Raw genomic sequence first — 23,645 nt, forward strand, 5'->3', positions numbered from 1 at the left:
CCAGCCGTGAATGTGGACTGTTTGGCTTCGTATATGGTTAACCAGTTTGCCGAGTTTGAGAAATCCATGACGCTTTTTGGGGATTCTATATAGTAGACTTGTGTCTGCGTTTTTTGTTTAGAGGCATCGAAGATTTGTGAGTGTAAAGGTGTTGGCTGTATTAGCTTCAGGAAGTGGCAGTAATTTGGAGGCGATCGCTAAAGCGATCGTAAATGGAGAACTGAAAGCTAAAATCGCAGTTGTCATCTATAACGAGCCTGATGCATTTGCCCGTCAACGCGCCGAAAAGTTTGGTATTCCTGCAATTTTAGTCAATCACCGAGACTATAAATCCCGTAAAGCTCTCGATCTTGCGATTATCAATATTCTCAAACAATACAATGTCGATCTTGTGATCATGGCAGGCTGGATGCGAATTGTCACCCAAGTTTTAATCGATGCTTTCCCAGAGCGAATTCTGAATATTCATCCCAGTTTATTACCAAGCTTCAAAGGTATTCATGCGATCGAGCAAGCCTTTAACTATGGGGTCAAGGTTACAGGCTGCACCGTACATTTACTCAGCCTCGAAGTCGATAGCGGTAAAATCCTCAAGCAAGCTGCCGTTCCTGTATTTCCTGACGATACTCTAGATGATCTCCAAAAGCGTATCCAAGTTCAAGAGCATATTATTTATCCAGAAGCGATCGCAGAATATAGCGATCGCTTCATTAAATAAAACCAAAAAAGGAGAAGCGGCGCGATGCACCGCCTCTCCTTTTTTGGTTTTGATGTTGTCACAAATCAAGATTTCGTGTCAGAATTCTGGGATATTTTGTGCTTGAAGGATCGAGAAATTATGCGTTTAGGACAATTGCTAGCGTTGGCAGGGTATCAAAATTCTCAGCCTGAACTAGATGAGCTAGAAATAAAGCGTGTAATTACAGATTCACGGGCTTGTCAAGCTGGAGACTTATTTATCGGGATGACAGGAACACAGGTGGATGGTGGCAAATTTGCACCACAGGCGATCGCGCAGGGAGCGATCGCAGCCATCGTCTCCCGTGAGGCTTTTGGTAATTTATCTGAGCAAGATCAGTTACAGGCGATCGCAGTTGACGATGTGGTTGTCGCTTGCAGCCAAATTGCAACAGCATTTTATGACTATCCTGCTCAAAAACTAAAGTTGGTAGGCGTAACAGGAACAAATGGCAAAACGACCACCACGCACTTAATCGAGTTTTTACTGCAAACCCAATATGCATCGGCTTTATTTGGGACACTTTATACCCGTTGGGCTGGCTATTCTAAGACCGCAAGCCATACCACTCCTTTTGCAGTGGACTTACAGGCGCAACTTGCCGATGCGATCGCCGCAGGTTGTGATGCTGGATTGATGGAGGTTAGCTCCCATGCTTTAGACCAAAGGCGTGTATTGGGTTGCCCCTTCGAGGTGGCGGTATTTACCAATTTGACCCAAGATCACTTGGATTATCACAAAGACATCGAGACTTATTTTCAGGCAAAGGCTTTGCTATTTAGCGATATTTATTTGCAAGGTAGAGCGATTATTAATTTGGATGATCCCTTTGGACAGCGTTTGGTGCAAATGATCAGTGACAAACCAATCTGGACTTATAGCATTAGCAATTCTCAAGCTGATTTTTACACTGAAAACTTGACCTATTTGCCCAATGGCGCAACGGGAAAATTACATACACCACAGGGATCGATCGCTTTTACCTCACCACTAGTAGGTCAGTTTAATGTCGAGAATATCTTGGCAGCGATCGCTACGGCTCTGCATATGGGGATGAGCTTGGCAGAAGTGGTCAGCCGCCTGCCAGAATTTAAAAATGTACCTGGACGTGTAGAACGGGTGCAAGTCAGCGACGATCAAGATGTGACGGTCGTGGTGGACTATGCTCATACCCCTGACAGTCTCGAAAACCTATTAAAGGCGATGCGTCCCTTTACCCAGCGTGAATTAATCTGCGTGTTTGGTTGTGGAGGCGATCGCGATCGCACCAAGCGTCCGTTAATGGGTGGGATTGCCGCTAGACTAGCCGATCGCGTTTATGTAACTTCTGACAATCCCCGTACTGAAGATCCCCAGCGAATTTTGGATGATGTCGTAGTTGGAGTTAACGCTGATATAGGTGATAAACCGATGACTATCGAAAGCGATCGCCATAAATGCATCCAAACAGCCATTGCGAAAGCTCAATCAGGCGATACAATTCTGATCGCTGGAAAAGGTCATGAAGACTATCAAATCATTGGGCGAGAAAAAATCCATTTTGATGATCGCGAAGAAGCTCAATCAGCTTTAATCTGTCGCCAAAAATAAGACTTCTAAGCGGCTTCAATTCTAAATGTCTAAATAATTTAGAGTCATTGCACTCGCCGCAAAAAGGACTTTATACAAAGTCTCACCTTCTTAATCTCTTCCTAGAGAATAATCCCAAAACATAAAATGCTTATAGCAATTCTCATTATAAAAATCGGTTTCACAATGAGAGTTGCTGAAATGGTTACGTCATTTTGTGCTTTTAAAACCCTTACTGGGTTTAGTTTTTAATTCACAAAAGTGTGACGACACTTTTGTGAATTGGTATAATTGGTGGTGAGGTGCTAAGCCAACTACCAACACTAACTCTTAAGCACTTGTGCAAAATAAATTACCCAATCCTGTAAAGCTGCGCCCCTGCGGGGCGCAGCTTTACAGGATTGGATGTGTAACTAATTATATACATCTACTTACTGGGTATACTAAGCCCAATAAGAGTTTTAAATTTTAAAAATAGCATTGCCATTTTCAAAATTGGTATTATGATTTGGGGACATACAATAAAAAATAAGAATAGTGCGATCAACAAAACCTGCAGCACCAACTCTTGGGATCACTTATTTCTTTGGGCTAATACTAGGTGAGAATACTAGGCAAAAACACGTAAGGAGTATCGGTTATGATGCAAAAGGAAGTATATTCAGAACCAACCTGAGCTTATAAACTTAAATTTAATTCATATTGGGGTTGGCAGATATCTTTTTTACAGTACTTTATAAATGAATATGTACACATTTGTATTCCAAAAGACTATCTCAGTAAAGTTTTTGAATTTTGATCGTGCCTATGGCAAGATTAAACTTGTAATAGATCTAAAAATGGCTACACCACTTTTAGATCTATATAGGTTCTGTATAATTTAGTCTTCTAAACATCGAGATTAGCTGTATCAATTAAATATCACTAGTCCGTAAATTCAGAGTATTTCGACATCAAAATTTTAGGAAGAAGTAGATCAATGGGTTCGCAAATCGCCCCCAAACCTAAGTTGTTAGTTATCGATGATGAGCCCGATAACTTGGATTTACTATTTCGGACTTTTTATCGAGATTATCAAGTTTTGCGAGCCAATAGTGGCATGGAAGCATTGGAATTGCTCGATCTTAGAGGAGAGGTCGCAGTAATTATCTCCGATCAAAGAATGCCAATGATGACTGGGACTGAATTTTTGAGTCAAATGGCAGTTAAATATCCCGACACAATGAGGATTATTTTGACTGGCTATACTGATGTTGAGGATTTAGTTGAGGCAATTAATACATGCAAAGTTTTTAAATACGTCACCAAGCCTTGGGATGAAGCAGAACTCAAAAATGTAGTCAGTCAAGCCATTGATACTCACAATGTTCTGCGAAATCGTACTGCTGAGTTACGCCGCACCCTTCGTCAACAATCGCTCCTAAATGCGATCGCTTCATCTGTGGATAGTGCAGCACCATATCGGGAAATTATCGCGTCGATCGCGGAATCGATCGCCCGTAATTTTGATGTTTCAGCCAGTGTCTTACGTCTATCTGAGACTAGAATTCTCTCAGAAGAATATTATTCTTATTACAGTCAACCGATCATTTCTTTACCAAAGCTATCTAAGATTCTCACCTTGCAATCGCAGATTGTCTCAATTAATAATATCGAAGACGATCAGCGTGTTTCTGAAACTGATAAAGCTATATATGCTGAAGCGAATATCAAATCAGTTCTATTTGTTCCATTTCAAGTTCAGAAAGAATGCTTGGCAATGCTAGCTCTCTATCACTGTGACAGTCCTCATTTGTGGAGTAGCGATGAATTAGACTTAATTGAGTTAGCATCTGATCAAGCCGCAATCGTCAGCTCTCGTGCCAGAGCCTATGATCGCATTCAAGAACTTGCTAAAAGAGAAGCCTTACTTAATACAATCACAAGTACAATCCGCTCCAGCCTTGATCCTCAGGAGATTTTTGCATCAATTACCCAGCAATTGGGGCAAGCCTTAAATTCTGAAAGCTGCGCTTTATCTTTATGGACAGAAGGAGATCATCACTTGCGATGTGTCGGGTTACATTTGCTTAATCCTAAGGAAGACGCTTATAGCAGGTCAAATCCTCATGAACCGATATTACCGCAATCGAGTGCGAATATATCGGTTAATCCAGTCTTTCAAGCTTTAATTGAATCAAAGCAACCAGTGGCAATCTCGGATTTGCATGAAAATCCAGAATGGAATATGGGTGAATTGCCATTAGATTCAATTGCCAGATCGCTGCTCATGGTTCCATTACTGTCTGAGGGCAAGATTATTGGCAGTATTTCCATGCGTCAAAATAGTCTGCCACGACAATGGCAACCTGAAGAGGTATCTTTGGTTCAAGCCGTGGCAGCTCAAGCTGCGATCGCAGTGCAGCAAGCTAATCTCTTTCAAAAAACTCATCAACAAGCACAGCAACTTCTTGAACTTGATCGTCAAAAAACCGAATTCTTTCAAAATCTTTCCCATGAATTCCGTACCCCACTCACACTCACCATTGGCCCATTAGAAGCATCAATCGAGAAGTCCCAACCACTGCCAATTGAGCAATCAGTGATTGCTTTACGAAACTGTCGTCGGTTGCTACGTCTAGTTAATCAACTACTAGACATCCAACGCCTTGATGCTGGAAAAATGCAAGCTTGTTTCCATCCTTGTGATCTTGTCGAATTTACCCGCCAGACCATTGATGCTTTTCGTCCCTATTGCGATCGCAAAAACATCCATCTTTTTAGCCAGTTTAGCAATTGCCCAGAAATCTACCTAGACTTAGAGAAGTTTGACAAGGTGCTGTACAATTTGCTATCCAATGCGATGAAATTCACACCTAGCAACGGTAGTGTTACTGTTAATATTTCTACTGATGCAGATGGCAAACATTGTATTCTCAGTGTGCAAGATACTGGAATAGGGATTCGACAAGATCAAATTCCATTTCTCTTTGAACGTTTTCGCCAAGCTGAAGGTTCTGTCAATCGTAGTTATGAGGGCAGTGGCTTAGGTTTATCACTGGTCAAAGAATTGGTGGATCTACACGGGGGCAAAATTTCTGTGACCTCAGATTATGGTCATGGGACAACGTTTATGATCGCCATTCCCACAGGTAAAAAGCATTTGCCCCCAGATCAAGTTACCAACGCACCTGCAAATCTCCAAATATCAAGAGCGTCAGTCGAACTAGCGGATCTAGAAACTGATTTGAGCTTAGAAGAAGATATATTCATTAATGATAGTGAACAAGAAGAATCACCGCAGACTCCTACAAATAAAATCTTAATCGTTGATGATAATCGCGATCTGCGGGGATATTTACGACGAGTTCTCAATCAGGCTGGCTATAGTGTGATCTCAGCGCATAATGGCGCTCATGGCTATACTCAAGCTCAAGAACATTGCCCTGATCTAATCGTCACCGATTTGATGATGCCTCAAGTCTCTGGTTTAGATTTAATTGCGATGATTCGCAAAAACCCTCAATTGTCGGGGACTCCGATGATTTTGCTGACAGCCAAAGCTAACGAAGAGACTCGAATTGAAAGTACAGAGATGGGCGCAGATTCCTACTTAGCTAAGCCTTTTAATGATCGCGAATTGTTAGCAGAAGTTCGGAATTTATTGGCTCTCAAGACCAATGAGCGGCGCGTTGCCCAACTCAATCTCTATTTGACTGAGTCAGTTCTTAAGCGCTTTCTCCCACCTGGTCTAGTTTCCAAAGCTGCGACAGGTGAACTGAGCCTTGATTTGCGTCCTGAGCCAAGAATGATCACAGTTCTATTTACAGATATTGTCGGATTTACTTCCCTTGCCAATACCTTGCGATCGCGGCGAGTTTCGGAACTTCTGAATCAATACTTGGGCGCAATGACTGAAGCCATTTTTTCTAATGGTGGCACAGTCGATAAGTTTATCGGTGATGGCATTATGGCTCTCTTTGGTGCACCCGAAGATTGTAGTCCCAATGAACAAGTACGCCGTGCCGTTCTGACTGCTAAACATATGCAGCGATCGCTAGCCAAGCTAAATGAGCAATGGGCAACTCAGGGCATTCCCCAAGTCAAGTTTCGCTGCGGAATTCATCAGGGCACAGCCGTAGTTGGTATGTTTGGCAGCGCTGAGAGATCAGACTACACCGCAATCGGCCCCACAGTAAATATCGCTGCACGTATCCAAGCAGCGGCGGAACCTGATTGCATTCTTGTCTCGGCTGCGGTTGCTGATTATCTCAATGATGAGGAGCTGCGTAAGTGTGAACCTCTCAAACTTAAAGGCATTGATGAAACTGTCCTCACCTTTTTTGTTGATAGTTAAGTTATAACTGCCGCTATTAATAGAAAAGGGGGCGCTACGCGCCCCCTTTTCTATTGTTTGATTTTGATCGGAGCTATATAAAAACTGCTGATGATCGCGATCGCTAGCCACCATAGTAATTGCACTTGAGGTCGATACCAAACCGTATCGACTAAGCCATGTGTCATCATTCCCGCGATTGTGGCGATCGCGGCGATAACCCATAAACCACTAGCATCGCGATCTCTTCTCAAGCGATTAAGTGCAATCCACGCTTGGCGAAAGATGGAGAAAATCAGCCATCCATAGCAAATTACGCCGATAATTCCCGTTTCAACTGTGATCTCTAATGGGACTGAATAAGTCCCCAGAGCGCTGTAGCCCGATCGCTGATAGAGCGGATAAACTAGGTTAAAAGCTTTATTCCCTGGGCCAATTCCCAACAGTGGTTTGGCTGCGATCATATTCAATACAGCCTGCCAGACATTGACCCGAAAGGCGTTACTGCTATCTTCGGCTCCAAAAATACTGCCAACCCGCTTACGCAATGTCGGTACGAGAATAGTCCCTAATGCGATCGCACCTGCGGTTCCGCTGAAAGTAGCTGGCAAAGTCCAATTTGGCAAACGCTTGCCCCACCAATAAACTAATAGCAGTACTAGTGTAAAAGCTGTGGCAGCAAGTCCCATCAGTCCACCCCGACTCTGAGATTGAATAATACAAAATGCACCCATAACTGCCGTAAGCGCACTTAAAGCTTTCATGCCCCAATTGCGCCAGTAAATCGTGGCAACTATACCCAATGGCAAAGCTGGCATCAAGTATCCTGCAAATAAATTGGGATTGCCAAGAAAGCTGTAGACACGGGTGATTCCTGCGCTTTCGGAGGTAGGATCAGTCCATGTGGCGAGTTCGGGAGCACCGAGATACCATTGATGCACTCCATAGGCACTGGCTACCAAAGCTGTGATTAGATAAGTTGCGATCAAAATCGAGCGCCAACCCAAGCGCATCAATCGACTTAGTGACACAAAAGCAATCATATAGATGGTTAGCTTTACCATGCCGTCCATTGCCGCGACACGCACAGACGATAGTAGCGTGGCAATAAGTGCGATCGCCCAATAGCTGATCAAAGGCAAATGAATCGGTGTCCAAATTGGTACTGATTGATCCTCGACACCACGCCGATCACTAAGCCACATCATCAACCATGCGATCGCTACAGCCGCCCCAATTACCCCAGTTTGAGCATTTTCTAAAAAAGGTAAAGTGGCGATGAGAATCACCAACAAACCGCCCAAAAATTTCGCACCTAATAAGCGGCTGCCATCGCGCCATGCCTGTAATGGGCTAATTAACTGCAAAAATTTATTGTAGACATGGAGAAATGGTAGTTTGAGCTTGGAATACATACAGGGAGAATTAACTGGTTATGGATAGCGCAAAAATATTAGGTCTAAGAGACCTCACACCTTGTATCTTAGAAGAAAAGCACAGGCATTAATTATTTTTTAAAGCAATGACGGATAAACTTGACTCCGCAGAAGCCTATAACGATCGCGGCATGGAACGTGCCGAAAATGAAGATTTTGCGGGTGCGATCGCTGATTATACCGAAGCGATCACCATCGATCCCAACTATGCCGAGGCATACTACAACCGTGCCTACGATCGCTCTGAAATCGAAGACTATGCTGGTGCGATCGCAGATTATAACAAGGTGATCGAACTCGCTCCCGATGCTGCGCCTGCCTATTTTAATCGTGGCTTAGCCAAAGCAAAACTTGGTGATACTGAAGGGGCAAATGCCGACTGTGAATATGCCAAAACTTTAGGGATATAAAACCCAAAAAAGATTAGAGGCGGTACAAAACGCCGCCTCTAATCTTTTTTGGGTTGGGGAGCGTAACATTTAGTTACAATAGGTTACTGACTAATTGCCAAAGCGCCACCAAATTCCTATGACCCGTGACCTGCGATCATTTCTCAATCTGCTCGAAGAGCGCAAACAACTTCATCGCGTTAAAGCCCTTGTCGATTCTGAATTAGAAATTGCGGAGATTAGCAATCGTCTTTTACAGTCGGCTGGGCCAGCGCTACTATTTGAGAATGTCAAAGGTTATAAAACACCAGTTGCTGTAAATCTATTGGGGACAGTCGAGCGGGTCTGCTGGGCGATGGGCATGAAGGAGCAATCGGAATTAGAAGTACTCGGCGTAAAATTAGGAAAGCTGCAAAGCCCGAAACCCCCTAAAAAAATCTCCCAAGCGATCGAGTTCGGCAAGATTCTCTTTGATGTAGTTAAGTCTCGTCCTCAAAAAGTTCTCTTTGGGAATGCACCTTGTCAAGAAGTCATCCTGCAAGGTGATGAAGTCGATCTTGATCAGATTCCCATTCTCAAGCCATATCCTAAAGATGGGGGGCGGGCGGTGACTCTTGCCCTAGTTATCACCAGAGATGTCGAGAATGGTATTCCTAATGTGGGTGTATACCGCTTGCAGCAGCAGTCCAAAAACACGATGACGGTGCAATGGCTGTCAGTACGTGGTGGAGCCAGACATTTACGCAAAGCGACTGAGGCTGGAAAGAAACTCGAAATTGCGATCGCGATCGGTGTTGATCCAGTTCTGATTATGGCGGCGGCAACTCCGATTCCTATAGATCTATCAGAATGGATTTTTGCGGGACTCTATGGCAATGAAGGCGTACAGCTTACTAAATGTAAAACCCTTAACTTAGAAGTTCCCGCCTGCGCGGAATATGTTTTAGAAGGAACGATTACACCCCATGAAGTCGGAACTGATGGGCCATTTGGGGATCATATGGGCTATTACGGCGGCATCAATGATCAGGCTCCATTGATCAGGTTTCATTGCATGACCCATCGCAAAGATCCAATTTATCTAACCACCTTTAGTGGCTTACCTCCTAAGGAAGAAGCAATGATCGCGATCGCCTTAAATCGCATCTATACCCCCATCCTTCGTCAACAAGTTTCCGAAATTACCGATTTCTTTTTACCAATGGAAGCGCTTTCCTATAAAGCCGCGATTATTTCAATCAAAAAGGCGTACCCTGGACAGGCAAGACGTGCCGCCCTTGCATTTTGGAGCGCTCTACCACAGTTTACCTACACCAAATTTGTGATCGTCGTTGACCACACAATTAACATTCGTGATCCTCGTCTAGTAGTATGGGCACTCAGTTCTAAAGTTGACCCTACCCGCGATGTGTTTATCTTGCCAGACAATCCGTTTGATTCCCTTGATTTTGCCTGTGAGAAGGAAGGTCTAGGCGGACGTATGGGGATTGATGCGACAACAAAGATTTATCCTGAAACCAATCGCGATTGGGGAGATCCTTTAGAGAGCGATCCTGATGTAGCTGATATGGTGACTCGCCGATGGGCTGAATATGGTTTAGCTGATTTAAAACTTGATGGAGCCGATCCTAATTTGTTTGGTTACGATATTCACTAACAATGCTGTTATCGATCATTACGAGATTTTATCATTGGTTGCATCCTGAGTTTTCTGCTTGACGCATTGAGCCTAATAATGTCGAAATAATCACACATTTTTTGCGATCGCCAGAACCACCCACAAAAGTAATCCGCCCCATTTCACCTAGCCCGTTAGGATTACCTTGAGATTCAAACTGAACACGATAGATGTCTGGTTCTGGAACCGCAGTTAGCTTAGTAAAGGTGGTTCGGGGTTGATCTTCCGTATTATCCACAATCCGCACTCCTCCATCAAAGTTTTGCCAAGGTAAGTTGTCCCAATATTCTTTGGTCATTGTTGATGGAGGTGATTGGTGTACTGCATATTGTGAAACATTAGGTGTATTTCTAAAAGTTGCTTGCCACATGATTTGGGTACGCTTGGCGTTGCTTTGGGCTAGGCGCAGAGTACTAAGTGCTTGACTTTGAGCAGCGTTGAGTTTTTGGTTATTGGCAAATCCTACCCAAGATGGTGCGTTGATCGCTGCCAAAATGCCAATCATCACCATCACAACTAAGACTTCGAGCATTGTAAACCCAATGATTGCAGAACGGCGATCGCGCTTTCGTGGTCGATATTCTCTGGCAATTAGCGTCATTTTTTGTGACTTTTAACTATAATTATCTGGTAATTATAGTATTTTTTTAATGATTATGGATGATTTTTTGGGTATAGAGCTACAACTCGCCACAAAAAAAGAGTTGCGAAGCTTGTGCCCACAACTCTTTTTTTTGTTTTATCTTCAAAATAGCCAGTCGCAACAAGAAAATTTCTTGCTATTTAAGTACAAGCACCTTCAGAACCTGTTACCACAGATCCTAGTAAAGTTTTGATCGCGATCCACCGAATTCTGGGGCTATTAGCTACTGATAAATTAATACAAATAGGATAAGTTATCTGATTACTAGGATCATATACAAGTCCTCTCGAATCAAACTCGATATAGGGTTTGCCAACATCAGGATCGGTGGCAATAGTATTAGGAAGGGAAAGGGCAACAGTAGGAAGATTGTTCGGCGTTATGCTTGAGATTGTGACCCCTGGTTCTAGAGATTGTTGACCACCTAGCCCTAGTTGATCAGTTCGGATACCATTTAACCTATAGGCATTAGTCCTTACATTGTCCATCCTATAAGCACTGTTTGTTTGATTTAGTGTAAAGGAAATTCTGGTTCTACTACTGTTACTAGAACTACGAATTTTTGCATCTGATTGGGCAACTTTAATCGCTTGGAAGATCTTGGTTTGAGAAGTATTAATGCGTTGGTTATTGACAAAACCTAGCCATCCAGGAGCAGCGATCGCGCTGAGGATGCCCACCATGATCATCACCACTAGAACTTCTAAAAGTGTGAAACCTAGAGATTTAGAATAGCGATCGCGGCGTTTGGGAGGAGTTACGAATGCTAGAAATTTGCGCTGATTTTTGTTAATCAGGTTTCGGAAGAAACTAGACAAACTGCTAGTAAGGTTACTAAAAAAATTAGAAGTAAACATTTTTTTTGATTTCACCTTATATTTTATCTACCTAAACCGATTTGACTACGCCCAAAGCTACGCACATCTGCGGTTGGGAAAAACGTAATATTAGTTGCTGTTGGCGGTCTCCGAGTTCGATCAGTTGCAGGTGTGGTCAAGCGCGCGATCGCATTACCGCGCATGAATATCCTCGCTGTAACGGTATTTGGCGAGACACAAGCATAAAAGCTACTTAGTCCAGCAGGATTACTGCCATCAGAATTAGCAAAATCAGCAGGAACTCGTTGTGTAAAGTTATTTACTGAATCGGTCGTTCCCACACCCACTGAAGGATCATCACAATCCAGATTTCTTTGTGGAGTACTAGCGTCATTCCTACCAACAGGAATTCTAAATGCAGCCGTAGCCGCAGCAGGAGTACCAGTCGCTACAGCAGATCCACCTTGAGTTGCCGAGTAGGCAGTGTCATCCATAAAGTCCACAAGAGTCACAAAAGGATTAGCCGCAAAATCAAAGTTGGCATACTTCCTCCAAGACGCTAGACCACCCTGTGTTGAAAAGTCAGGACGGTTAAAGCCTGTAGATGGCAGAGTAAAGTATCTGTTAGGATCTGATAAGGCTACAGGGACTATAGGAGGGACGATAAGTGTAGAATTTGGTCTAGTAGTAACCTTAGTTGCAGCAGGGCAACCAGTAGTAACACCGATTGTGCCACCATTACTGCAATAAGCCACATATCCATCCTTAATCTCCCATCTCAAAATCCGCGCAGTCTGTGACCAAGTACTACCAGTATTACCAATAATCGTAGGGTCGTCATTCTTTAGGTAATATGCAACTAGTGAATATGTATATGTATCTCGACCATAGGCTCTACTGCCAGCAATGCTATCTGCACGACAAGCTGCCAATAGGGCAGCGTCTCCATAAGGCATACAACCAATAATTTCTGATGTGGGACTAGCTGCTGGATTACTATAGTTTGTAGTTGCGTCGGGATTAAAAGTAAATCTTTTCCAAAACACTAAAATTGGTGTGCAGGTGTTAGTCCCAGTGAGATTGCACTCGTTACCTGCACCAGACTGGGTGTGGGGTAATTGAGCATTTATTCCTTCTGTTGCTGAAAGCCCTTGTGCACCATAGATATAGATTGCTTCTTGCACATCATCAGCCATATAACTAATTGCAGCTTGCAATTCTTCTTGGGCATTTGTCTTAACTGTTTCTTTACGATCGCTATCTAACACACCCACCAAAAAGCCCAGCATGATTGCCACCATTAAGGAGGCAATCAAAGCCGCTACTAACAACTCAATCAAGGTAAAGCCAGATACAAAACCTTTGCGATAACGGGATTTTGAAGATCGCAATGGGCTTTTTCGCTGCCGCGATGCCATTATTTTATGGAAAAGTTTTTTCATAGGACAGTATGCCTTGATTGATTAGTGTTATGAACCAATGCCTTTTTTGATGTCATCAATATTCTTGGGGTTAACCGTTGGCAAGAAAATCTGCGATCGCATTGTTACCACAGGACAGGTAATTGAAGCTGTACTAGCAAAGGCATTACTTCGCTGAATGCAGCCAGTATCAGCTCCTCCAGTATCAATCCCAGTTCTAAGTGGTGCAGTTCCTGCTAGAGCATCAGCACGGTAAACCCTAATCGCTAACCAAAAGCCTTGGCTTCTCAGATCAGTTGAAGCAGTTGCTACTGAACTAAGTGGTCCACTTCGCATGGGCTGAATGAAGAAGTCTTGAGGATCTTGAATACTAAACCCATTGCCATTTGCATCAATACAGATACCTGGAACTTTTCCCGATGGAACATTAGTTGCAAGGCTATTGTTACAGATTGTGGCGGGTGGAAAGCTGGTTGTATTTGGTACAGCGATCCCCTCAAATGTGTATTGATCTTGAGCATTGGGAGTATTCGCAACTAAACTATTGGGGAAGTTAGTTACATCAATCACGCCGCCTCTCACCGCATCAATATATGACCTTCCAGCTTGAGTAGCCTGATCGATCCTTCTAGCATTAACTCTGGCTGAGGTAGAAAGTGCGACCATCGGCGCGATCGACACAATCAAAATGCCGACTACAGCCGCCGCCACCAGAGACTCTAGCAATGTGAAGCCCATCTCTTCTGACTCTAGCGATCGCCTTGTCTTGAGAATCTGGGACAGATAACCCGCAAAAGAAGGTGCGATCGCATCATGGGGCTTACGATATCTGGTATCCAAAGCTTTGCAATTTAGATTTAACATAACCCACCATCATCAAAGAACAAGGACAACGCATTTAGAAACTCATCTAGAAATGCAATCAGAAGTGCAATTAAAATTTTAATTACCAAGAGTATAAAGTCAACTATCTCCGATCACTTATAGATCTTCCTAATAGGAAGATCTATAAGTGAATGCAGACTTTACTCGTACAGAGTGGCTGGAACTGTGTCAGTCGGAGTAGCTGTACCGTAAGTTAAAGTGTCACAGACAGGACGGCGATCAGTACCACGCAAGGCGCGTCTGACATAATTGGTCGGTGTAGTACCTTCTCTTTGCGCCCTACCCACATTAACAGCGCCAGTACCAGCAGTAGTAAGTGCAGTTGGATCATTTGGCTCCAGGGCACAGAGCAGAGCCTCAACCCAAGGATCATCACCACTGATCTCTCTAAAGAACTCATTAGAACCAGGAATTGGTACAGCAAAGCGTTCAGCAAAGCGATCGGGTTGCTGCGTCAACAGACCCACATCATAGCCCCAGAGGCGAATCGGTGCAGAATAATAGGGAATGCGATTAACAGTTCTAGACATATATTGCAGATTATACCCGCTAAAAATCGCACCACTCGTATTACCCTTACCTGTTTGCAATGGATTCATAAATATGGTCGTGGTATCTGCTACCCCAGATGTAACCATACTTGGTGTGTATGGTGCAGTAGCGAAGCGACTCTTGGTATTTTGGATGAAGCCACCTGCAATCTTGATTGGAATGTTTTCCCAATTTTCAAGGAAGCGTACAAAGTTAGCTAAACCACCACCTGTTTCACCAGTCTGTATGATCGCATCAGATGACACAGGATTAGGGATTGTACTAGAAGTAGTATAGTTTACACCTTTTCTCGATGGAGTGCTTCCAGCCACAAAGTATACATTGACCTCTGTTCGGGTAGGTCGAATTGTCCATTGTCCAGTGCCAGTAGCCTGTGGTGTGCCATTAATACCAGCAGTTGTGGTTGGGTTAGGCTGAACGATATTAGTCGAAGTTGCTGTCTCATTCGGAACATTCAGTTGCAACACAGGCAAAAGCGCAGGTTGATCAACGGCAGTCATCGCTACAAACAGCGTTTCATTATTAATCTCCGTACCAGTAGTACGGAATCCAAGGAATCTCACGCCCCTAAAGGAGGAGAACTTATCTTTGACTGCAAGCTCAGTTGTGTTATCAATACTCGATCCACTGCTTGGCATTGTGCCAATGAAGTTACCCGTAATAATATTGGGGCTGAACGCATTACCTTGGAAAGTCACATTTGCTTCATCGCCGACAGTGAGAGTACCACTACCAGCAGAAGTAATATCAACTATAGAGCCTTCTGGAGAAGTCGATAGATAATATGAAGGAGCAAGGACTGGAGGGGTGCCTATTGTCACATAATAAGTGGTTCCTACCGATAAGCCGCCTGGTAGTGTAGTTCCTGACAATAAAAGAGGTTTGTTAATGGGATAAGCACTGCCTGTGGCGGTAATTGCATTCGTTGTAGCATTAGCCGTAAAGTTGTAGTTAGGTTCAACGCGAGGGAATACCCAGAAAACATTATTAGGATCGACTCCATCTAGTCTGACTTGCAAACTATTAAATACATAGTTCTCGTTGGCATCACCTCTCAGGATAAACACAGGGCTAGGTCCAACTCGATTACTGGTCGATGAACAGGTGCTAGGGCTAGCAACCCCAGTCACTGGATCTGTAGTTGTGCAGTTAGCTCTGAGTGTTATCGTGCCAGACAAAGTCCGAGTATCACCTAGGAGTGTACCTATATTGCTTAGGTTGTAGACCTGTACGCGGTTGTCGGCATAGGTATTAACTGCTCTTAGTCCCAGATTTAGTCCAAATCTAAGATGTCCATTCACCCCAGCAGTAGTTGGAAAGCCGATATTCGCTGGATCGATATCGATCGCTGCCGTGGCTGTTGGGGAAGTGGCAAGTTTAAAGTCCTGTGTACCAGTGGCTCCATTAACCGCTAGAGCCTCACGGACGTAATAGGTAACTCCCGTTTGTAGCTGCGAAGTCAAGGTCAGAGCGCCACTACCAGTACTAGTAAGGTCGATTGCCGCACCATTTACAGTTGAAGCCAGCTTGAAACTATTACCAGATATCTCACGAACAAAGTAAGTAGTTCCCGTCGTTAGAGGTGCAGGTGGGGTTCCCGCTCCTGAGAAGACAACTGCATTACCAGCCGTGAATGGGTTATCGGTAACCGTAATCAAGTCTGTAGTTGCGCTAGCAGAGGTAAAAGCCTTAATGAATGATGGCAGTTTGACCTCATTGCTATCGGTGTATAGGGTGACAGGCTGACCATTGGCAAAAGTCGCTCCTGTAGTGCTAACAAGCGCCTTGAAGAAATCTGTCGCACCGTTAACCTCAAATCTAATCGTGCCTTTATTAATCTCTTTTTGTAGAGCAACGGGTGCACTTAGCACGCCAAGACTATTGGCATCATCATTGGGAATTAATCCGACAAACTTATCTGGGGAAACGCCAGTATTCGCAGGGTCAAGCCTTGCGCTACGTAAACCTGCACCACCATTCAGATTTGGGAGAGAACCTGATAGGGTCGTCGTATTACCCATGAAGTTTCTAATCGCTTCGCCAGCACTATTGACAGCCTGAGAGCAACTACCACTAGTGATATCAGATCGACCTACATTAGAACGCTCGATCGCTTGATATCTGCGTGTATTGCCATTGCCACCACAAACCACAAAGCTAGTTGCAGGCTGAGTAGAGCTAGTAGTATTTGCAGCCCCAGTGTTGTCTGTAGGGAAGTGAGGATTGTAGGGGAGATTGAGATTGAGTAGGGTAGTTCCTGTAGGAGGAGTAATCGTATTGCTGTCAAAGGTGTAGCTACCTAATTCACAGCGCTCGTCCACAAACCCATTGGTTAGATTAATACAAGCAGTATTGGGTAACACCAACGAGCCTGTGCTATTTAAGTTAGGTCTTAAGCTACCAGCACCACCACCAATTTGGGGGAAACTGAGGTTGTTGAGGAATAGGTTAGTACCATTGCTGTATTGGATGTTGTCGCCTTCTCCAGGATAGTTACCTGGATTCCCAGCAGATCTAAACCATAGGGCTTTATCTGCGGTTCCTGGTAACGATCTAGTCATGTGTTGATTGTTGGTGTTGTCAATCGGGTAAGCGAGGTTACCTGGCAACATTGGGATTTCTCCCGAAGGACCTGGACGTGGTGGAATATTTGGGAAGATATCATCTCTTTCAGTTGGATCATCCTTAACACCATTACCATTAATGTCGTTGCCCCATACATAGCGCGTTCCTTCTTGACCTCCAGCACCAACATCTGTGGGAGGAATAAATGGACGGAATGGTTTGTAATTAACACTGGAAGTGTTAGTGGGGAATGGATAAGCAGCAGCAGGCGGCATAATCATGGACATCGGCATGGAAGACTTCACCATAGAAGACTTCAACATACCAATTGATGATCTATGCAGACTAGCAAAGACGGGTGGATTGACTATGCCCACACCACCAGGCGTTGGTGAGGGTGTAGGAGTTGGTGTAGGAGTTGGTGTAGGAGTTGGTGTAGGAGTTGGTGTAGGAGTTGGTGTAGGAGTTGGTGTAGGAGTTGGTGTAGGAGTTGGCGTGGGGCAAGCATTACGATTCAACTGAGCATCATCATTATTTTGATAATAGTTAGTAGATGCGGCTCCACAAGGGCTAGGCGTGTTAGATTGCTGAATTCGGCCTCTAGATTGCTCTGGTGCACCAGCATTGTATCCGATAGGAACGGTCGGATTTGCTCTCAAGTTATCGATCCTAACTGCAAATTCTTCTGTCCCTTCATCAGAACTATCTCGCACGACTAAAACTGCAAGATTCTTAGTATCAGGATCGTTAGCTGTATTCGTTGGTCCAGTCCATGAGATGACAGTACAGAAACGCTTATTAGTGCCAGTTGTATCAGTACATTCAGCATTTTCTGCATCAACGGTTTCTGGACTGTTAACACTAGTGCCTGTCAAACGCAATAGCTTTCCTCCTACTGGCACAGTGGGATATGAAGAGCCATCCGATTTCCGCATGATCAGGGGATTAGAACCAGCATTGTAAAAACCGTTTAGATAGTCAGTTTTTGTATTGGCGTTACCATCACTTAATAATGGGAAAGTCGAGCCTACCTCACCTGCATAAGTATTTGCGTTATTTGGAAATACAGTTACCCTGACACGCACAGTTTGCGATGTACCTAACAGACCACGGTTTGAGAGGCTGACATTGTAGTTAAAGCGGCGGTATACAGCGTTATTAGTACTCCGATTACTACCACCATTAGGATAGGCAACGCCACTGGTATTATCATTGCTATTAGTTACACTACCGTTGTTTCCAGCTACACCATTATCGTTTCCAGTTCCCCAAACAACAGCAGGCAAGGCGGTGGTTGATCCTATTTGAGTTTCTAATGAACCAAGACTATTTTGATCGCGTCTGCGTCCTTCAGGCTGGTCAACGTTACCTGACAGGTCAACCAACATCCCAGTTTCAGGACAAGGCACAGTTCCATAGCTATGGTTGCTAGTGGTTTGGAAGGGAGTGGGTAGGTCACCCATTACTTGCGGATAAGTATAACCAGTCGTGGCATTGGATCCATTAACCACCCCAATAGGCATTGGCCAAACGATAAAGGGACTAGAAGTGCAACTACCAGCAAATATTAATTGTTCATTTCCATCTTTATAAAGGTCATCAAACCTTAGGAATGACACCCGACGCGCATAGCGGTTATCACTATCCGCGATATATCGTGGTGCAGTTACAGGAGTAGTGATTGCACCTGTAACTGCATTATAGTCTGGCAGAGCCGTTGTACCTGAACCATCCTTCACCCAATCAGAGAAAGTACATTCACTAGATGGAATCTTGCGACACATCTCCATACCATATTCTCTATGGTTAATCCGACGCTGAATAGGTGTTACACCATTAGCGTTGTAGCTAGCAAGATTACCATTCTGTGGATTTGTAAGATCTACATCACCCATCCATAGTGTCTGATCATTCGTGAGAACAATGTTGTCCGAGTTAACGCGCTTAATCCAAGGACTACTGGTAGCAAAGCTGTTATTAAAGAACCCATTACGACGCAAGTCGATCACATAACTACTATCCTTAACTTTTTCGCCATTGGGATTAAGCTGCGACTGCCAATTAATACTAGTGGAAGTGTAGGCATTATTACGAAGATCATAGTCTCCATCAGTACGATAGCCATCGCGATAGTTAGCAGAGAGAACTGTCACTGCATCCGCTAAAACTGTGGCAGGTCGCCATTCGTCACCAAGTGTACAGTTTGTGTTAGAGGAAGGACGACAGGCAAAGTTAGGGTCAAGCTTATCTAATGCTCCATTGTCTGCATGTCGTTGATAGAAGTTATTCCAAACTGCTGCTAACTCTGGTGCTGTAGGGGGATTAGACAAAGTCTCATTGAGCTTTTGGGTAAACTCTTCGCGTGTATGTCTATTAAAGCTAGGTATTAAATTCGTATCAGTAGGATTAACAGGATCTCTCTGAGCCTTAATGTATACAGGTAGATTGGATACAAGGGTTAAGCCTTTTTCACCCTTAGTTGGTTCTGTCCAAGGGAAACTGGTATAAGTCGCACTAGAAACTAGTCCCGTTGCTCCTGTCCCATCGACATTAACAAGATTGGCAGTATTGAGGGTGCTGCGCCAGAGACGATAACCATTGATTAAGCGGATGCTGCTGGGCTTGCGAGTGGGATCGAGGAGGAAGTCAGTAGAGCTAAGGTTTTTACGCTTTTCTAGGGATGTAACAATTGGATTGCCTGCGCCATTAACATCATAATAGCTAAGGTCTTCGAGGGCATCTTCACGAGATGCATAGACGATGCCACTGTAAGGGAGCAAGTAGTCTGTGGCAACACCTGAGTTATTACCACCTGAGATTTGTGAACCTCTAAGCCGATCCATGTCAATGTCAGTTGCTCGAATTTCGAGGGGCTGACGTTGCTCAATTTCAAGGTCATAGATGTCAGAACGATTTGGAGTAGCGATCGCTAAGCCATTATCAGCAACCGTATTAGAACGAGGTCGATTTCCTCTAGCGGCTTCCGTCAAAGACTCATTGCGGTTAAGAGACTTAACTTCTCTACCATCAAGGAAAGCGCTTTCACGGAAAGTGCCGTGAGGGAGTTGTACATTGGTTACAGCAGTATTCCCAGAAATTATAGGAGGAGTAATGGTTGCTGTAGTGGAGCTTGAATTAGCTAGAAAAATAGACCTGTCAAGGATTTGTAATGCACAAAGATTAGAATCCAAAGTGGATTGTTGAGGTAAGGTCAAGCCTGCTGCGCTCGCTGTAGCAACCCCTTTGTCAACAATAATTTTTTTCAGAACTTCACGTAATGGCTCATTCACAAAACGCCCGTTGGGGAAGATCAAGTTAGCTTGATAGGCTAGTCTTTCTGAATAGGGATTGCTTATATTGTTGGCAGGTTCTCTAGCAGCATCCTTGAATTTAAAGATTCCATTTACAGGATCATTTCCTGGCAAGCTACTATCGTAAAACATGCCGCTTGCGGTGTCGTAGGAAATACCACTAAAGATGACATCGAGCGAAGCTGAAGTTTTGCCAACGCTATATACAAGTCCATTGTTTGAGCGACCTTGAGCATTGAAGTTCCAAGGAGCATCAACTACTGTTGTCGTGCTGGATGGAACTTGACCATTTCTTGCGGTCAGGGGAGTAGATGGATCGAAGTAGCTGCTAACACAGGCAATAGGAGCTTGGTAATTGTTCGCATCACCGATCGCATTGAAAGCATCATATTTGTAATGATAGACGGCTGTAGCTCTCATTTGCAGATCGCCTTTGCGATTCTCGGTGGTTGTACTCCATCCATCGCCGCCAGTAATCGGTGTATAGTAACCTGCAATCCCTCTTGATGGTGTTGTTGTAACATCTAGCCATCGGACATTACTAGTCATTGGCATCGAATCTGGCCAAACCACATAATTTCTGCCGTCATCTACGCATTTATTAGGGTTTGTGGCATCTAGGGAAAGATCGCATTTGAGTTGAGCAAACTTACGCTCGTCAATAGCAGTAATGGGGTTGTCAATTGGTTGACCATTCCAGAGAGGAACACTGGACTCGTCAATATTAAGGGTTGAGATTGAGTTGCTACTGCGATCATCAGCAAAACCTGTGCGGAATCTGCTTAAAAAAGTGTCTTTAGGAAGACTGCTGTAAATACCTGCGTTTGTAACTACTCGCAATCCACCTGTACGGGGTGAAGACTCAGGAGATTTAGCACTAGAAAGGTTGGCGGGATCTGTAACCGAAGGATCGAGAGCCGCCGAGATTTCCCAGAAGCCCCCACGATCCGATACCCCAAGGTTACTTAGAGGGATCGCACGAGTATTGCGATAGCGCTCTACAGAGCTAGCTGTAGCTTCAGAGAGGTCAGTGGAAGCATTCCAAAATATAGATGCATTGGTCGTAATCGAATTAGGTTCTTTGTCAGTGACAAACTCAAGGGCATTAGTAATGCCATTCTTCTTGAGCCATTTGGCAGGGAAGCCATTACCTACCAGAATACGATCACCCAACATTCTCTCATTCGTTGTTACCACCTCCTCTGGATCAATTGCGGCAAGTCTCAGCCTGTTTCCTGTAGTTAATAAAGTGAAACCATTAGTGCTATCTAAAATTGCTCCCTTACCGTCAAAGCCATTCCCCGTTGACAGGTTGAAAGCAGTATCAGCTTTACCAAAGGCGGAGTTAGCATAAATCGGTAGCATCCATTTAATCGGTGGCGCTAACTCTGGTGGTATAGTTGCGTCTACGTTAGGGATGGGAGTTAGTGTAGGAGGCAGAGAAGTATCGACAGCGCCAAACGCAACTTCACGGAAAGAGACTTTTCTAGTGCGTTCGCCAAAATACGCCGCATAGGCAGTCCGTCGGGCTACATTTACCTCTGTTTGAGAAGATAGGGCTTCATCTTGAATGCGCTTTACAATATCTTCTTGTACCGACGCAGGATCTTTAATGCCCGAATAAACAATATTGCTAGAGCTAAAGTTTGCAGGCAAGGGAAAAGTAACTGTAGCAGTACCTCGCAGGGCGATCGCTGCATCGACGAGTGCGCCAATACGGTTGTTGTAAGCAAAGTCATTAAGAGCTAAGTCAGAGCTAAGATTGCCTGTTACCGAGCTATTAACGCTTTGATTTGTTTCATCAAGTTCCTTGATACCTGAACTTCCATTTACTACTGCCACTGGCGGAACACCAGATCCTCGGAACAGATGCACATTAACCTTACCCGAAGCAGCATTAGACAAATCAGCAGGATTACTGGTAACCGCGTCACCTTCTACGACATTGCCTGCCACTAAAATTTCACTATTCTTCTTCTCATAATAGCAAGAACCAAATAGGTTTGGATTAGTAGTGACTGAATTAGCAAGTGAACCGCCCGAACTGCTAACTTGGAAAAGAGTAATGGGGTTGTTTTGCGCTGCACCAACCATGAGGTTGCCAGCACTATACATTCTTCCGTTTAAACGGAAAGTGGCAATGTTAACAAGTTCCGTATCTCCTTCAAAGAAGACCGCGTTATTATTTTGAGGCGATCGGGCGCGATCTTGTTGAAGTTCAACAGCACTAATGGCATTTAAGCCTTTATATACTTCATAGTTGGCAGCAAGGGCTCCAGCTGGAAAACTTTCTACATCTTTAATGGGAACCGTAACGGCATAAACAAAGAACGATTTACGGAGTTTGTTATCACTAGAGGTTGTCCAGCCACCATCCCCAGCAATGTTGGTGACACCCCCAGTTGCAACACAAGCTCCAGTGAGTGTCGTTTCGTCCATCGGCAAAGCTCTTGACTCGATCGGTACTACAGGGCGATCTGTAATAGATGGAGGACGAGCGCGAAAGAGAATACTGTATAAACCAAAAGAATCAAATTTCCCATTGTTATCAGTATCAATTGGGAACTTCCATGCTGTAGAGACGTATTCTTTATTTTCGATTTGAGGATCAGTATAATTAATCTTTGGAGTTGCAGCAGTAGGGGCTCTAAAGTTATAGACTAGCTGTAAGCGAGTTTCATCAGGCAAAGTATATTTGCCACTGTCGCTTGTGATTACACTGTCTAAAGTTAGTTCAGGTGGTGTAGTACGTGGAAGTTTACCATCATTTAAGAGAGCGTCAATTTTTGCCCTAGCGCGATCTACTATAGGAGTAGCTGCACTCCGAAACACTTGTTCTGTCCTAGCGTTAGATGCAGTTTGCGCCCGTTCAGAAGATCTTGACACAGTGGTTACAACCAACAAGGTAACCACCAAGGTCACCAAAGTCACGGTTGGCAATACAAACCCAGCCGCGCCCCCCTTTCTCTGCCCCTTTGTTGCACCGAGCAATTGCCTGACAAAACGGCGGCTAATACGTATTGGACTACCGATTTTGTTCAGCCATTTTCTTAACTTGGCGATAAATTCGGCAAAAAAGCGATTAATTTTACGGCTTTGCTTAGAATCAGACATAACTTTTACCAACCTGACTGCAATATATTACCCAAGCAAGTTGCAAAAGTTACAAAGATTTTGAGCTGAGGTGAAAAATTAAGCAATGATTGAATTAAATTTAAGTTGTAGGCTATTTGATTTTGAGTTTTTAAGTTGCGATCGCAACTCTATAGCTGGCAGAATAAATGCTATATACAAAGAGATCTAGGAAAGTTTAGTGAGTCCATT

Annotated in this window: 11 protein-coding genes; 5 read left to right on the plus strand and 6 right to left on the minus strand. The window is 44.0% G+C overall.

All coding sequences use genetic code 11. The features are described 5' to 3' along the window. Positions 1 to 136: 136 nt before the first annotated feature. From purN to CQ839_RS14930, 3 genes are all read left to right on the plus strand, one after another. Entirely contained in the window at positions 137 to 718 is a 582-nt protein-coding gene (gene purN / locus CQ839_RS14920) for a phosphoribosylglycinamide formyltransferase (protein WP_103669089.1), read from the plus strand. Positions 719 to 838: 120 nt separating this feature from the next. Continuing rightward, on the plus strand, positions 839 to 2,329 hold the full coding sequence (locus CQ839_RS14925; protein WP_103669179.1) for a UDP-N-acetylmuramoyl-L-alanyl-D-glutamate--2,6-diaminopimelate ligase: 1,491 nt from the start codon (positions 839 to 841) through the stop codon (positions 2,327 to 2,329). 958 nt (positions 2,330 to 3,287) lie between these two features. After that, positions 3,288 to 6,644 carry a response regulator gene (locus tag CQ839_RS14930; RefSeq protein WP_103669090.1) on the plus strand — a complete coding sequence of 1,119 codons (3,357 nt, stop codon included), beginning with the start codon at positions 3,288 to 3,290 and terminating at the stop codon, positions 6,642 to 6,644. A gap of 50 nt (positions 6,645 to 6,694) precedes the next feature. Here CQ839_RS14930 and CQ839_RS14935 read toward each other — a convergent pair whose 3' ends face one another. Then, positions 6,695 to 8,038, minus strand: a complete 1,344-nt coding sequence (locus tag CQ839_RS14935; RefSeq protein ID WP_103669091.1) for an IctB family putative bicarbonate transporter — start codon at positions 8,036 to 8,038, stop codon at positions 6,695 to 6,697. A gap of 107 nt (positions 8,039 to 8,145) precedes the next feature. On the opposite strand from CQ839_RS14935, the gene CQ839_RS14940 reads away from it, so the two are divergent. Both CQ839_RS14940 and CQ839_RS14945 read left to right on the plus strand, forming a co-directional pair. After that, positions 8,146 to 8,469: a tetratricopeptide repeat protein gene (locus CQ839_RS14940; RefSeq protein WP_103669092.1), complete on the plus strand. Its 324-nt coding sequence runs from the start codon at positions 8,146 to 8,148 to the stop codon at positions 8,467 to 8,469. Positions 8,470 to 8,587: 118 nt separating this feature from the next. Then, positions 8,588 to 10,105, plus strand: coding sequence for a UbiD family decarboxylase (locus CQ839_RS14945; RefSeq protein WP_103669093.1), 1,518 nt, complete (start codon positions 8,588 to 8,590; stop codon positions 10,103 to 10,105). A 31-nt stretch (positions 10,106 to 10,136) separates the two neighbouring features. Here CQ839_RS14945 and CQ839_RS14950 read toward each other — a convergent pair whose 3' ends face one another. From CQ839_RS14950 to hpsA, 5 genes are all read right to left on the minus strand, one after another. After that, the gene (locus CQ839_RS14950; protein ID WP_103669094.1) at positions 10,137 to 10,727 is read right to left on the minus strand and encodes a type II secretion system protein; all 591 of its coding nucleotides are present in this window, start codon (positions 10,725 to 10,727) and stop codon (positions 10,137 to 10,139) included. 182 nt (positions 10,728 to 10,909) lie between these two features. Then, positions 10,910 to 11,626, minus strand: coding sequence for a Tfp pilus assembly protein FimT/FimU (locus CQ839_RS14955; RefSeq protein WP_103669095.1), 717 nt, complete (start codon positions 11,624 to 11,626; stop codon positions 10,910 to 10,912). 23 nt (positions 11,627 to 11,649) lie between these two features. After that, entirely contained in the window at positions 11,650 to 13,029 is a 1,380-nt protein-coding gene (gene hpsC / locus CQ839_RS14960) for a hormogonium polysaccharide secretion pseudopilin HpsC (protein ID WP_146048747.1), read from the minus strand. A 27-nt stretch (positions 13,030 to 13,056) separates the two neighbouring features. Next, positions 13,057 to 13,872: a type II secretion system GspH family protein gene (locus CQ839_RS14965; protein ID WP_103669097.1), complete on the minus strand. Its 816-nt coding sequence runs from the start codon at positions 13,870 to 13,872 to the stop codon at positions 13,057 to 13,059. 161 nt (positions 13,873 to 14,033) lie between these two features. Then, complete coding sequence (hpsA, locus tag CQ839_RS14970; RefSeq protein WP_103669098.1) at positions 14,034 to 23,435, minus strand: hormogonium polysaccharide biosynthesis protein HpsA; 9,402 nt, start codon at positions 23,433 to 23,435, stop codon at positions 14,034 to 14,036. Between the last annotated feature and the right edge of the window lie 210 nt (positions 23,436 to 23,645).

The sequence above is a fragment of the Pseudanabaena sp. BC1403 genome, from assembly GCF_002914585.1.
Taxonomy (GTDB): Bacteria; Cyanobacteriota; Cyanobacteriia; order Pseudanabaenales; family Pseudanabaenaceae; genus Pseudanabaena.